This window comes from Flectobacillus sp., assembly GCF_049240685.1.
Taxonomy (GTDB): domain Bacteria; phylum Bacteroidota; class Bacteroidia; order Cytophagales; family Spirosomataceae; genus Flectobacillus.
In genome coordinates this window covers 5,484-19,654 of sequence record NZ_JBMLSD010000358.1, presented here as the reverse complement: position 1 = coordinate 19,654, position 14,171 = coordinate 5,484, and the positions used below count along the sequence as shown (strand labels likewise).

The 14,171-nt window shown below is 37.2% G+C and carries 11 protein-coding genes; 5 read left to right on the top strand and 6 right to left on the bottom strand.

Going from position 1 to position 14,171, the window contains the following annotated elements:
* Window positions 1-523: 523 nt before the first annotated feature.
* The 5 genes from ACOVQ4_RS16505 to ACOVQ4_RS16485 all read right to left on the bottom strand — a co-directional run bounded on the left by ACOVQ4_RS16505 (window position 524) and on the right by ACOVQ4_RS16485 (window position 7,842).
* The gene (locus ACOVQ4_RS16505; RefSeq protein WP_421821723.1) at window positions 524-1,636 is read right to left on the bottom strand and encodes an acyltransferase family protein; all 1,113 of its coding nucleotides are present in this window, start codon (window positions 1,634-1,636) and stop codon (window positions 524-526) included.
* Between the two features lie 303 nt (window positions 1,637-1,939).
* Entirely contained in the window at window positions 1,940-3,919 is a 1,980-nt protein-coding gene (locus ACOVQ4_RS16500) for an OmpA family protein (RefSeq protein WP_421821722.1), read from the bottom strand.
* A 51-nt stretch (window positions 3,920-3,970) separates the two neighbouring features.
* On the bottom strand, window positions 3,971-5,989 hold the full coding sequence (locus tag ACOVQ4_RS16495) for an OmpA family protein (protein ID WP_421821721.1): 2,019 nt from the start codon (window positions 5,987-5,989) through the stop codon (window positions 3,971-3,973).
* A gap of 590 nt (window positions 5,990-6,579) precedes the next feature.
* Window positions 6,580-7,239: a ribulose-phosphate 3-epimerase gene (gene rpe, locus ACOVQ4_RS16490; RefSeq protein WP_421821720.1), complete on the bottom strand. Its 660-nt coding sequence runs from the start codon at window positions 7,237-7,239 to the stop codon at window positions 6,580-6,582.
* A gap of 48 nt (window positions 7,240-7,287) precedes the next feature.
* Window positions 7,288-7,842 carry an outer membrane beta-barrel protein gene (locus ACOVQ4_RS16485; protein WP_421821719.1) on the bottom strand — a complete coding sequence of 185 codons (555 nt, stop codon included), beginning with the start codon at window positions 7,840-7,842 and terminating at the stop codon, window positions 7,288-7,290.
* Between the two features lie 212 nt (window positions 7,843-8,054).
* Here ACOVQ4_RS16485 and ligA point away from each other — a divergent pair, with 212 nt between their 5' ends.
* The 4 genes from ligA to ACOVQ4_RS16465 all read left to right on the top strand — a co-directional run bounded on the left by ligA (window position 8,055) and on the right by ACOVQ4_RS16465 (window position 11,904).
* Entirely contained in the window at window positions 8,055-10,058 is a 2,004-nt protein-coding gene (gene ligA / locus ACOVQ4_RS16480; protein ID WP_421821718.1) for an NAD-dependent DNA ligase LigA, read from the top strand.
* Window positions 10,059-10,128: 70 nt separating this feature from the next.
* Window positions 10,129-11,010 carry a 4-hydroxy-tetrahydrodipicolinate synthase gene (gene dapA / locus ACOVQ4_RS16475; RefSeq protein WP_421821717.1) on the top strand — a complete coding sequence of 294 codons (882 nt, stop codon included), beginning with the start codon at window positions 10,129-10,131 and terminating at the stop codon, window positions 11,008-11,010.
* Between the two features lie 116 nt (window positions 11,011-11,126).
* The gene (locus tag ACOVQ4_RS16470; RefSeq protein ID WP_421821716.1) at window positions 11,127-11,429 is read left to right on the top strand and encodes a Dabb family protein; all 303 of its coding nucleotides are present in this window, start codon (window positions 11,127-11,129) and stop codon (window positions 11,427-11,429) included.
* Complete coding sequence (locus ACOVQ4_RS16465; RefSeq protein WP_421821715.1) at window positions 11,410-11,904, top strand: hypothetical protein; 495 nt, start codon at window positions 11,410-11,412, stop codon at window positions 11,902-11,904. Before ACOVQ4_RS16470 ends, ACOVQ4_RS16465 begins: the two co-directional genes overlap by 20 nt.
* A gap of 154 nt (window positions 11,905-12,058) precedes the next feature.
* Here ACOVQ4_RS16465 and ACOVQ4_RS16460 read toward each other — a convergent pair whose 3' ends face one another.
* Entirely contained in the window at window positions 12,059-12,985 is a 927-nt protein-coding gene (locus ACOVQ4_RS16460) for an alpha/beta hydrolase (protein WP_421821714.1), read from the bottom strand.
* A 447-nt stretch (window positions 12,986-13,432) separates the two neighbouring features.
* Between ACOVQ4_RS16460 and ACOVQ4_RS16455 the strand changes: the two genes are divergently transcribed.
* Window positions 13,433-14,002 (top strand): hypothetical protein, encoded by a 570-nt coding sequence (locus ACOVQ4_RS16455; protein ID WP_421821713.1) that lies wholly within the window; start codon window positions 13,433-13,435, stop codon window positions 14,000-14,002.
* Window positions 14,003-14,171 lie beyond the last annotated feature (169 nt).

The window sequence follows — 14,171 nt, the reverse complement described above, 5'->3', positions numbered from 1 at the left end:
AAATGGCTTTAAGTAAGTAATCGTGCTGAATTATATTTAAGTTTTGTGTTTTAGGCACAAGGCAAAGCGTGTTAAAATGTTTTTAACGACCACGGACATGCATTTTTCCCAAAGCCCACCGCCGAAAGCCGATACCTGAAAGCACAATCTTAAACTTTATTTTGCATACTAACTTAATTTTTTTGTTTTAGGCACAAGGCAAAGAGTATTAAAATGTCGTTTGATATCGATAGAAATATTTTTGCCAAATGCCCAAGGTGGAAAGCTCAAAAATTTAAGTTTTCAGGCTGTTGACATCAAGCCCTAATCTAAAGATGATATATTAAAGACCTTTTCTCTAATGCCTATTACTTACAGCTTAAAGCTGAGCGCTTAAATTAATTTTGTACAATTACCTAAAAGGAAAGATTAAATTAATAGTATATCTGAGGCAAAATCTGACTATAATCTTTTGATTATGAATATCTTCAAATAACCTATATACTGTTAACTAATAACGTTTTCCTACTTACTTACTGATGGTCTAGTAATTAAAGTATTTCTTCAGTCCGTTTATGGGTTTTTCAACCAAAAACCATGACAAGCTAGCTACCAAAAGGGTGAGTGTGGCATAAACCAAGAGCTCAAACGCAAATCGGTGTGTAATACTTGGTACAAACTGCTGAAGTTTATGGATAATTCTTACCGTTGGATGTGTTGGGTAATTGGTATGGTAAAAGTTATATACAAAGTTGTGATACAAATACAAACCATAGCTAATACGACCAATGTAGACGGTTAATGGATTTTCTAAAAAGAATTGCATGACTCCTCCAAATCCAGAAACCGCTCTTAATATCAGAAAGAAACTGAAGATTGACCCAAACAACCGATCTAATACTACATACGTGAACCCGTGATGCACATCAATTTTTAGCACAATCACATAGCCTATATATAACGCTAAACTTGCCAATAAGTAACGGTTTTTGTTAAGTTTACTAAACAAAGTTTCGCGTTTGAATGTGTATAGATATGCCAAAACGCCCCCCAAACCAAATGAGTCTAAGCAGGTTGGCATTAAAACATATTGAATAGTCCAGTCTGCTTTTAACAAAAATAATAGTAGTCTTAAGCCCAAAGAAAGCCCAATCATTGCAACAAATAGCTTCGGAAAGTACTTTTTGGGAAGAAACAAGATGAGGTAAGGAAAAAATAAATAAAATTGTTCTTCAACGGCCAAAGACCATAAGTGGTCGATAACACCAATCCACTTTTGATAAATGGCAATATAAAAGTTTGTTGAATATAATAACGACCATCCAATAGTAGCACGAATATTGGGTACATCAAAAACAAACAGAAGGAGGAGGGCAAGATAATAAATCGGGAAAATCCTAATGGTTCTTCTTACAATAAATTGCTTGATAGTAAACCAATGACTTCTTCCGATTTGGTCATCTTTTTCTTTTCCAAGAATCAAAATACGGATAATCAAAAAACCGCTCAGTACAAAAAACATCGCTACGCCTAATGACCCCAATGGTAAGGTATTTCTTTCGGCCAACCAATGGTCAATTAGTACCAATCCTACCGCAATGGCTCTTATTCCATCTAATTGTCCAAAATAGTCGTGTTGATTTTTTGATTGCGTCATTCTTACAAGAAAATTGAAGTTAACTCACGCTAGGCGAGCCTCACACAGGTATTGAATAGACAAAAATAGGTTCTTTTTTGTCCCCTGACAAATCTTCTAAGTCCAAAACTACCTTTCCACTCTTATTCTTTACAGGACCAAAGCCAGCTAATTGCTTGAAAAGGAGAAAGATAAATGGAATCTATGAGGTGTAGCTCCAACGACCGTTCACTAAATTCAAGGATTTTTGTATATTTTTTAAGTAAAAGTCCAAAATATTATATTGGCTAAGAGCAATGGTTTGCCCCACCACCGAAGCCGTTTTTACTTTTTAATAATCGTAAATTCTACTCGTCTATTAAGTTTGCGCCTTTCTTCCGTTGCATTGTTGGCTATCGGTCTTGTTTGTCCCCAACCTTTTATCTGTATTCTCTCTGCTTGAATTCCTTGAGAAATTAGATATTTTTTGGCGTTTTTGACACGCTCTTCCGAAAGTTGGAGATTGAGTTGAAAATCACCTTGGTTATCTGTATGACCCTCAAAGAGTATTTCTAAAGTAGGAATATCTCTCATTGCTTGTGCGATTCGATCCAAATCCTTGAGGGCAGATTCTGGTAAATCCGCCTTTCCTTGTAAAAAAGTAAAACTATTCAATACGCCCTTATTCCCGACTTCGAGTGGAAGCAGGTAAAAATTCCGTTTAATTTCTCTATAAGAATTTTCATTTGTCAAATCCACATAATCGGTGATGGTCAGATATCCTTTTTTTACTGGAACAATTTCATACTCTTGTCGAAGTGGCAAAATAATTTTGAATAGACCTAAGGCTGGGTTAAAATGAGTAACATTCTTTTTGCGATAGTTTTTGTTTATATACCACTCTATATCACATTCAATGGCCTTTTGGTCGGTGGTAGACAGTATTTCGCCCATTAATACCCACACTGGTTCGGGCTGTTTATCTTGAGGCAGTAACAATCTGAAAATATCCTCTTTTTGAGAAGCATTTTCGTAGGTACACATGTAGGCATACTCACCCGAGGCGGGAATTGTGAAAAAACCATCCCAATTCGGAGTATTAATGCCTTCACCTAAATTTTGTGGTTCAGACCAATTAAGCCAAGTTTCGTCCAAGCGAGTAGATTTGAAAATATCATTATTCCCAAATCCCGAAAACCCACTCGTTGAAAAATAGAGAGTTTTACCATCTGCAGCAATAAATGGAGTCACATCGTGGGCAGACGTATTGATTACATTCCCCATGTTGCGTGGTTCGGTCCACTCCTCATTGGGTTTTTTGAAGGATACATATAAGTCTCTATTTCCTCTCGTTGTAAGTCTTTCGATAGACATTACCATGACTTTTCCATCTGCCGATAGGGCAAACTCTGCATTGCTACTTTTGTTATAATAATTTTCAATTTTGACATCTTCGGGGAAAGACCATCCATTTGGGGTTCGTTTGGAGCGTGAGATACCTGGGGCTAGTTTGCCATCTTTCAAGTATTTATTCATCAGTAATACCTCTCTTCCATCTGAAGCTACGGCAAATACAGCGTTATCTTGCTCTGTATTGAGAGGTATTCCTAAATTTTGAGCTTTTGACCATGTTCCATCTTCATTTTTGGTGCTGTACCAAATATCTTGATCTTTTTCTTTTCCAAAAAAATTAACATAGTTTCGGGTATAATACAAGGTTTTCCCATCGCTCGATATCACGGGGGCAAATTCAGGGTTTCTCGAATTAATAGTTTTTCCTAAGTTCTCTCGAATCACTTTTTGAGGGGCATCGGAGGCAACTTTTATATAATTGGTCACAATTTGGGCATTATTTGAGATGCCAACAGCCTCGATTTGTTTGGGAGTTTTTAGGGCAGATTTTCTTAAAATCAAGCGGATGGCCTGCACTTTGTAGTCTGTCATTTTGGGTAAAATCAAATTGAAAAGCTTGCCTTTTCCGGGCGAAAGTGCTGCATCTTCTGATATCTCAAACAACAGACGTTCTTTAGGCTGTAGGTCAATGGCCCAAACCTGCGCAATTGAGCCTTGCGGCATCAGTTCTGAAACCATTACTTGTTTGATACTCATCGCAGTATCAAATTTTACAGTAATTGACTCGTAACCTGAGGCGATAGGGTTAAGTTTGATGGAGGTATTTGCTGTTTTTACTCTTAGTGGTAAAACATATTCAGACGAATACTCGATTGCGGTATTTGCCCATTTTACAGTTTGTGTGAATGCTTTTTGAAAGAATAATGAAAGTGTAACTACAAAAGCGAAACGAAAAAAGAGAGTATTAACCATATCTATTATTTAGTTAACCTCTCTTTTACAAAAATAATACCAGAACAAGATTTAGATTTTTACGATTATGACTTCAACGCGCCGATTGAGTTTTCGTTTTTCTTCGGAGTTATTACTGGCTACAGGTCTGGTTGAGCCATATCCTTGAACCTGAACTCTTTTCTCTTCAATACCATTTTTAATTAAATAGTTTTTTACTTCTGCCACTCTTTGTTTAGAAAGTTTGAGGTTTTCATTCCAATCTCCTTGGTTATCAGTGTGTCCTTCTAGCATAATTTCCATTTTGGGGTTTTCTCGCATAGTTGCCACAATATGATTTAGCTCTTGAAAGGAGGCTGGTAACAATTCGTATTTACTTTGTTCAAAAAATACGCTATTGAGTGTGATTTTCTGACCAGCGGCAATTGGGTATAAAAATAAATTTTTCTTGACCTCATGAAAGTCCTTGTCATTTTCAAAGTCTAGCACCTCTGATGAAGAAAGATATCCCTTCTGAGAGGCAGATATAGTATATTTCTTTTTTGAAGGTAACATAAACTTGTAGTCGCCCGTAGTTGGGTCGAATGTAACGCACACCGTGTCACCATCCATCATGGATTGTACTTTTACTTTGGCTCCTACAGGTTTTTTATCCGAAGAGTTATATACACCTCCAGATACTTGTACGACAACTTCAGGTTTGATAGCCTCAGGAATTTTCAACTTAAAAATGTCTTCTTCTCCGAAGGATTTTTCCTGAGAAGAAAAATAACCATAGTCTCCCACCGCCGAAATTGTGAAGTAGCCGTCCCACTCGGGTGTATTAATCATTGGCCCAAGGTTTTTGGGTTCAGACCATTTCAACCAAGAATCATCCAGTCGTTTTGTTACAAATAAATCATTGTTTCCATAACCAGGGAATCCTTTTGTTGAAAAGTACAGCGTTTTTGAATCTGCGGCAATAAATGGCATCCCTTCGTCCTCTGCCGTGTTGACGCGTACTCCCAAATTGACTGGCTGAGACCAAGTATTATCTTCTTTCAAAAAACTCACATAAAGGTCTTTACCGCCTTCAGTATCATCCAATTGTGCAGAAATGAGTAGAATTCGACCGTTTGGGGCGATGGAATATTCTGCATATTCTGATTTATTTTTAAAGCCCTCTACTGCCACTGGCTTAGGGAAACCCCATCCATTCGCTGTTTTTTGAGAAATCGAAATTCCCTTGCTCATCTCACCAGAGGGTAGATAAACATTGTTCAAGAGCAAGGTTTTACCATCTGGATAAATGGCACAAATGGCATTATGTTCATCATTGTTGATTGGTTCAGGAAAAGGCTTGGCAGGCCCCCAAGTTTTATCAGCTTGCAATTCTGAATACCAAATGTCTTGTTTTTTGCTAAAACCAACGTTGGCAGGATGCCTCCATCGTGTATAATAGAGTGTTTTACCATCTGGTGCAATCACAGGAGCGAGCTCACGATATTCGGAATTGACGTTTTTTCCTAAATTTTCTTTGACAATTTGGCTCGGCATGTTGTCTGCCAAATTGATTGACGCCGTGATGGCTTGGTCTGATTGAGAAATACCAATTGCGTCAATCTGATTCCAACCTTTGACCTTTGAAGTGTTGAGGCTTACCCGCACTGACCTTACTTTGAAGGTAGTTAGCTGATTAAGAATGAGATTCAACATCTTTCCTAATTCGTTTGTAGGAGGATTTTTGTTGACCCAAATAGGATGGAGGTTATTGTTTTCGTCAAACACATCGATGTGAGATATAGCGCCTTGCCCAAAGTTTTCGGCAACGGCAATCTGTCGGATGGGCATGATGGTATCAAAACTTACGATGATAAACTCTTCGTTGATGGTATTGTTTTGGGTCATAGGCTGCCAAGCACAAACCGAATATCCCACCTGCGGAAGTTTGTTGGGTTTACCTAAAGCTTGAATGGCGCGGTTTTCTTTTGTTGTTTTTGAATCAGAATATTCACTCGAAAAAGCCACAACTTTGCTAGCCCAAAATGTTTTTTGTGCAAAAAGAGGAAGATTTATAAATGCAAATAGTATTAGCAAACAGACTCTATTCATAGATAAACATGAAGACCAGAGGCTTCTATATTTTTAGTTTTGGCGTGTCCTTAAAAACTGTGCCAATGTTGTATATCTCAAAAGTAAAGTTAACGTAAAAAAATATTTTATATGCTAAAATGCTATTTTTCTCAACAGGATTTAAGATTTTTTATGAATAGACCTCACAAGGAAGGAATAATACACTTTATCGAAGAAGGGAAGGAAGGTGTAATTTTTAAAAATAAAGTTCTTTTTATTGGGCAAAAAGTAATAGGTCTTAGTATTTTTTTTAAAACACTTTAATTATCCGTATTCGGCTTATAGGCATGGGCTCAAAAGTTTATGTTTACTTGTAAACAAGCCTTTTAAAACTTAGTACTTGAGTACAGGACAAAATTGAATTTCCTAGTCCAAGCCTTAGTCATGGACTCATTTTTTGCACACTTTAGAACAGATTTTAAAAAATCAGAGAAAAGACCAATAAACCTGAATCAGACTTTCTTGTTTAGTCTAAAAGTCAGACTATTTGCGTAAATCTAACGCAAATAGCTAATTATCAGCTTACTAAAAAAGGCAGTCTTATGCGTTAAGACTGCCTAGGATTAGATTTATATCTGAATGTTCTTCAAATTAGCGATAGTTTCTTGTGGGTTGGGAGCATTAAATACAAAACTTCCAGCCACAAGTGCGTCTGCGCCTGCCTCTATGAGTTTAGTGCCCGTTTCCTGATTTACGCCACCATCAATTTCGATAATTGTATTGAGACCTCTCGAATCAATCATTTGGCGCAAGCGACGAACTTTGTCGTAGGTGGATTCTATAAATTTTTGACCACCAAAGCCGGGGTTCACAGACATCAACAATACCATATCACAATCTGGCAGGATTTCGTCAAGTACTGATAGTGAAGTACCAGGATTCAATACAACTCCAGCCACACAGCCTAAAGCTTTGATTTGTTGCAAAGTACGATGGATGTGCGTACAGGCTTCATAATGAACAGTAATGTTGGTTGCTCCAATTCTTTTAAATTCCTCCAAATATCTGTCAGGTTTTTCAATCATCAAATGCACATCGAGTGGTTTTTTGGCATGACGATTAATTGCTTCGATTACAGGCATCCCAAATGAAATATTTGGTACGAAGGCTCCATCCATAACATCAATATGAAACCAGTCTGCTTGCGAGTTGTTTACCATTTCTACATCTCGCTGAAGATTCGCAAAATCCGCCGCTAAAACTGACGGAGCAATAATGATATTTTTCATGCCGCAAAATTAAAGGAATCTTAGGCAGGAAAAAAGAAAAAAGAGGTATTATCGGATGAGATACAAGGCCGAAAGGGTTATTTGTGTTAGACGATAACCTTCACCCATGGGGCGTGGTGCAGTCCAAACATTCGCCGAAGTTTGATAGATAGCCTCTAACTTAAAATGTTTTTGTAACTTGAGCCCGATGCCAAGATTACCACCAAAATCATAAGTTTTTTGTGAAGTAATGTAATCGAATTCTTTTTCTAATTGGTAACTCGTGTAAGGTCCTACTACACAATAAGCTTTTGAATCTCCCAAATTGATTTTTACCAAAAAAGAAAAGTCTAAATAAGGTGCCTGAAAGGTGATGCCTCTTCTTTTAAAACCTTTATTGGTATAGATGATTTCAGGACATAGTAGTATGTCGGTATTTATGGGTAATTGTCCAAAAATTCCAGCATGAAATGTGTAAAGATTGTTGTTGGGGTCGTTGATCAAACCGCTACCTGCATGAGAAGTGGCGTTTGGGCCTGCCTTAATTCCCCAATTGGGGTTGTCTTGTGCATAAACAACACCGCAAAGTTCGAGTAAACAGAAAATGAGCAAAAGCTTTTTCATAAAGATGTGATATTCCTACTTGGCTTTAGTGTTAAATGGATAGAACTTTTTCGATAATCAATCGTCTTTAAATCAGCACTTCATTAAAATACCCTTAGAGTAGCTTAAATAAATTGACGTAAAAATCTGATTTTTGAATTATCTTGGTCAAAAATTAGACCGAAATTGTCATTACTTTCTCAAAAACTAGATTTTACTAGAAATATACTAAAATGACTCCTCAAGAACAGATTAATTTCCTTACAGATAAGATTAATTATCACAATCATTTGTATTACATGAAGTCTGAAACCGAAATTTCAGACTTTGAGTTTGACCAGTTACTAGTACAGCTCAAAGCGTTAGAATCGCAATATCCCGAATTCGTTCGTGAGGATTCGCCCACGCACAGAGTAGGAGGGACGATTTCGAAGGAATTTGAATCGGTAACTCATCGATTCCCTATGCTTTCATTAGGAAATACCTATAATGAACAAGAATTAATGGATTTTGATGAGAGGGTACAAAAAGGATTGGATGGGCAAACTTATGAGTATATCTGTGAATTGAAGTTTGATGGAGTGGCTTTATCAGTTTGGTACGAAAACGGTGTAATTACGCGTGGGGTAACACGCGGGGATGGCGTTCGTGGCGACGATATCACCGCCAATGTAAAAACTATCCGTACATTACCCCTAAAGGTAATGGCTGATGGATTACCCACGCAGTTTGAGGTGCGCGGCGAGGGCTTTTTGCCTTTGGCATCTTTTGAGGCAATCAATAAAGAAAGAGAAGATATTGGCGAAGCCTTATTAGCAAATCCAAGAAATGCCGCTTCTGGTACCTTCAAAATGCAGGATTCATCGGTGGTTGCCAAGCGAAAACTTGATTTTTATGTATATCAGTTTTTATCCGAAGAGGCAGTTTTCGACACACATGAAGAAAGTCTCCACTGGTTAAAGTCGGTAGGTTTTAATGTTTCGGATACTTGGGAAAAACATGATAGTATACAAGGAGTTTTAGGATTTATAGAAAAGTGGGAAGAAAAACGCCATGAATTACCTTTAAATACCGATGGCATCGTAATCAAAATAAATTCATTTGCTCAACGTGAGGAACTTGGTTTTACAGCAAAATCTCCTAGATGGGCGATTGCCTACAAATATAAAGCGGAGTCAGCCGCTACTACCTTGGAATCAGTGAGTTATCAAGTAGGTCGTACTGGGAATATTACACCCGTTGCAAACCTAAAACCTGTTTTGTTGGCAGGAACTGTCGTCAAACGTGCTAGTGTTCACAATGCCAATGAAATAGAACGTTTGGATTTGCATATTGGCGATACTGTTTTTGTTGAAAAGGGAGGAGAAATTATTCCTAAAATTACAGGCGTAGATACCTCTAAACGAACTGCTGACATGGAGGCAGTGCTGTTTCCAGACCTTTGTCCAGAATGCGGAACTGCCTTGATACGAAAAGATGGAGAGGCTAATCATTATTGCCCGAACGAAAAGGGGTGTCCACCTCAAATTAAAGGGAAAATCGAGCATTTTATTCAACGTAAAGCGATGAATATCGAAAATATTGGCTCAGAAACGATTGAGACCTTTTATACCAAAGGTTTGTTGAGCAGTCCAGCCGATTTGTATGATTTGAAATACGAGGATATTCAAGGTATAGAAGGTTTCAAGGATAAATCGATAAAAAATATTCTTTCAGGAGTAGAGAAATCTAAAGAAATTCCTTTTAAACAAGTTTTGTTTGCCATTGGGATTCGATTCGTTGGGGCAACAGTAGCCGAGAAACTAACAGCACATTTTCTTACCATAGAGGCCTTATCAAAGGCCAGCTACGAGCAATTAATCGAGGTTCCTGAGATTGGCGATCGGATTGCCCAAAGTATTATTGCTTACTTTGATGATGCTGACAATAGCAAGTTTATTGAACGATTACAGCAAGCAGGATTACAGTTTGAGCATATTCCTGCTGAAATTGTTGTAGAAGGTAATGCATTGGAAGGAAAATCTTTTGTAATTTCGGGTGTTTTTCAAAATTTTGGAAGAGATGAACTCAAAGTGAAAATTGAAGCAAACGGAGGAAAAGTCCTCAGTGGGGTATCAAAAAAACTAGATTTCTTGTTGGCTGGTGCAGAGGCTGGCCCTTCCAAAATCGATAAAGCACAAAAATTAGGCGTAGCAATTATATCCGAAGAGGATTTTTTGGCTATGCTTGAAGCTTAGATAAACGAGAATTTTATTATTATTTCTGGGGTATTGAAAACAATACTCTACCAAACTCAAATCAATTATAATGAGACCAAAATTTCATGGTGTAGCTCCCGCATTAGTAACGCCAATGCATGAGGATGGGAGTATTAACTACGATGGGTTAAAATCTTTAATCCAACACGTAAGCGACGGAGGGGTAGACTATTTGGTTGTTCAAGGAACAACTGGTGAATCAGCAACAACTTCAAAGGACGAAAAGAAACGTATTCTAGAATTTGTCAAGGAAAACAACTACAAGAACCTTCCAATCGTATACGGTGTAGGTGGAAATAACACACCTGAAGTGGTCAAATATTTGAACGAAGTAGATTTGACAGGTGTAGATGCAATCTTGTCTGTTTGTCCATATTACAACAAACCTGGCGCACGCGGTGTAATTGCTCATTATACTGCTATCGCTGATGCCTCGCCTGTGCCTGTAATTATGTATAACATTCCGGGTCGTACAGGAATAAATATGTCTGCGTCTACTACTTTGACTTTAGCACAACACCCAAACATTATCGGTATCAAAGAGGCTTCGTGCATCATCGAGCAATGTATGGAGATATATAAGGACAAACCAGAGGATTTTTTATTGATTTCTGGAGATGATGTTCAGGCTGTGCCAATTATTGCCTGTGGTGGCGTTGGTGTAATGTCGGTAATTGCAAATGCCGTTCCTACCAAATTTACCAAGATGATTCATGCAGCATTGGATGGTGATTTCAAGGGTGCTCGTGATGTATTGGGTGATTTCTTGGCTATTGACCCCTTATTGTATGAAGAGGGAAATCCTGTAGGAGTGAAAAAAATTCTTGAAATCAAAGGTCTTGCTGAATCTCATGTACGTTTGCCACTTGTAAAAGCTTCTGAAGAGCTTGGAGAAAGAATGAAGGTGGTAATGGCAAAAGATAATTTATAAGATACCATGTCGCCTCAAGTAAGCTTGAGGCGATTCTTATTTTTGATTATTTGGTAAAAAATAAAAGGATTTTGAAATAACGCATCCTTTTCTGAAAAAATCAATAAAAATTAATTATGTTCGTTCATATCGTAAACTTCTGGCTAAAGCCAGACCTGTCGGCAGAAGACCGTCAGCAATTTATTGAAGGAGTAAGTTCTCTAGGTACAATCGATGGTTTGGTGACTTTTCATGTGGGAACGCCTGCATCAACAGATCGCCCTGTTATTGATAGAAGCTACGATTTTAATCTTTTAACAGTTTTTAACAACATTGAAGGACACGATAAATACCAAGTAGACCCAATCCACCTTAAATTTGTGGAAGAATGTAAACATCTCTGGGATAGAGTGCTAATTTATGATGCAGAAAGTATTTAATATCAAATTAGGAAAAGGACTAGCCGCATTGCTCTTGTTGGGTCTAGTTTTGTCTTGTAATAAGCCACCTTCTACGAGCTCGTATTACCGTCCAAACTATGAAAGAGGAGGCTACGATTCGGGTGTAGGCTTGAATTTTGGGATAGATGAAAAATACCCTATAGAAATCTTACAAGGTACAGACAAACCTGCCAATGCTTTTGAAGAAATCGAAACCTTGAAAATTGAAGGAGAATATCCACTCACACAAGACCAAGAGTACAAGGGGCGTATGCTGAAAAGAGGAAACGATGAACAGCAAAAACGAGACCTACTCAAACAGATGGTTGAAAAAGCGCAAGATTTGGGGGCAAGTGGTTTGATGAATGTAAACTATAAGGTATTTTCAACTGCTACAACTTCTGGGTATATCCTAACAGGAAAAGCTTTTAGGTATGTATTGAAGCCCCAAGCAAAGCCTGCAAAGAATTATTAATTTTTGACTGATTGTCGGTTTGGCGAATGAGCGATTTTTATAATTTTTCTAAAAAAATCATTACTCATTCGCCACAATATTAAAATTCTGAATTTGGAATGACTCATGGTTTTTCCCAATTTTCAAACCTTCGAATTTAGGTAGAATTATACTTCTACTTGCAAAAGCTATACGCTGCCGACAAATGATTCTTTTTACCAGTTTCAAAAATTGTATGTTTTTGGTAAACCTTTCCTTTTAAAACATCATTCATAAAGTTTAAAATATATGCTTGATTTTTATTGAATAGCTCAGCACTGTATTCGTGACCTCCTCCGCAATATGTATATAAATGCGTCATTCCCTTCATGCTTTTCAAATAATTATAGATAGAATAAGACCCAAACAACATCAGCCATCCTGATGAATTTACTGGGCAATAATGATGAGCAGCAGTTCCGTAGGGCACAGTTACATCTCCGTTGCCATGAAAGAACAACGTCGGCAGTTTATTTTCCTTGGTGATTAAATTCAAATCCATGATAGCTCCAGCACCAGAGATTAATCCAGCATATTTGAATCCTTCAGGAAGTGTTTTTCCGTACATCTTCATTAAATTCTGATTCCAAAATGCGGCATGTAAAATAGTTTCAGCCCCAGCACTTGAGCCCGCAATAAAGATTTTAGCTGGGTCGATATGATACGAATCAGCCTTTTCAATAAAAAACAGTGTCGAAAGCCATAAGTCATTCACCCCAAAATTAAACGCTTTTATTTTCTCGGGTAAAACTCCATCACAACTAAACTTTTTGTTTTTCATGTATAAGGTATAGCTGATAGTTGCTGCCGCATAACCATTTTGAGCCATAAATTTGCAAAAAGCATGTCCACCTTCGCGTGTACCGCCCGAAAAGCCTCCTCCATGAACAAAGATTACCAGAGGTATTTTTGGAGAAGAAGAATTGGTTTCAGGAAGAAATAAATCTAAGTCCAAGCGAAGTGTATCGTTTTTGAAATAAGTCAATGTTTCTTGTTTTTGTGCCAAGCTTTGGAAGCCAATAAAAAAAAGAAAAGCTAGAATTAATCGTTTTGGGATTTTCATAAAATACTGATTTAAGGTTTTGGGAAGACTTTGCCATATTGTCAAATATACCAGCTTTTTACGAAAGGCTTTCCCTGATTTACCCTAAAAACCAAGCATAATTTCTTTATTATCCTGTCGTAATTCAATTATATTTTGGAGCAATTTCTGTAAACGAGCAAAATAAGATGTAAGATTTTAAGCAATAGTCTGTAGGCGTTAAGCCGTAATTTTAGAGAAAAAGGATTTTTTATGAAAATATTAAAACCCTTTGCCTATGGACTAAAGCCGAATTTGCCCAAACGACTACTTGTAGAGCAGTCTTATTCAAAGTTTATCCAACTACAATAAGCTCATGAATAACCATTCCCAAGCTACAAATTCTCATGCTATTAGTTTTCAATTAAAACTTACCATTTTGACTGAAAAAGAATATCTTTACCTCCTCCTTCAAACAACCTTTTACTTATGAAAACATCGCAAGGCTCAATATCCTATTTTACATTGTTTTTGGCAGTCTTTATTTCACTCTTTGCTTGCAAAGAACGAGCGAGATTAAATACCAAAAAATTTGAAATTGAGGACGCCAAAATTCAAATGAATATCCCTACTGATTGGCATTTCGAATCTATCAAGGGTTCAGCATATAGTAATACCAAGTATCATGGGCAGTTTAAACGAAAAGACCAAGGTGGTTTTATCGATATTGAAACCAAGTTAAATCAATATGTTACCCCTACCTCAAACGATGAATCTGTTACTAGCAAAAAGCTCATGGAAGAACTTATTCAATCCATGAAGTCAGATAGTGGATTATATAAAAACCTGAAAATAATCGACGAGACCTATAGCTCAGAAGAAAGCATAGTCATTTGCCGATATATCTGGGGCAAAAAGGATGAACTAACGTTTTCATTATTAGCAGTTTCAAAAGGAAAAGAACTCACAAAAATTATTAAAGTAGAGGCATGGGATCAGCTCAAAGAGGAGGAACAATTAGAGATATTGAAGGATGTGAAGAATAGTCTCAAAATGTAATTTACCTATACACTTCAATTTAGCAAGATATAAGGTTGACAATTGAAATTAGCTTAATAAAGCAATGGTACAACATTAGATTTAAGTTGTTTTTATTAGGCAACAGGCTCTAGCCAAAGAGTTTTATGTTGTTTTTGATAATCTAACCTGATTGATGGACAATACAAGG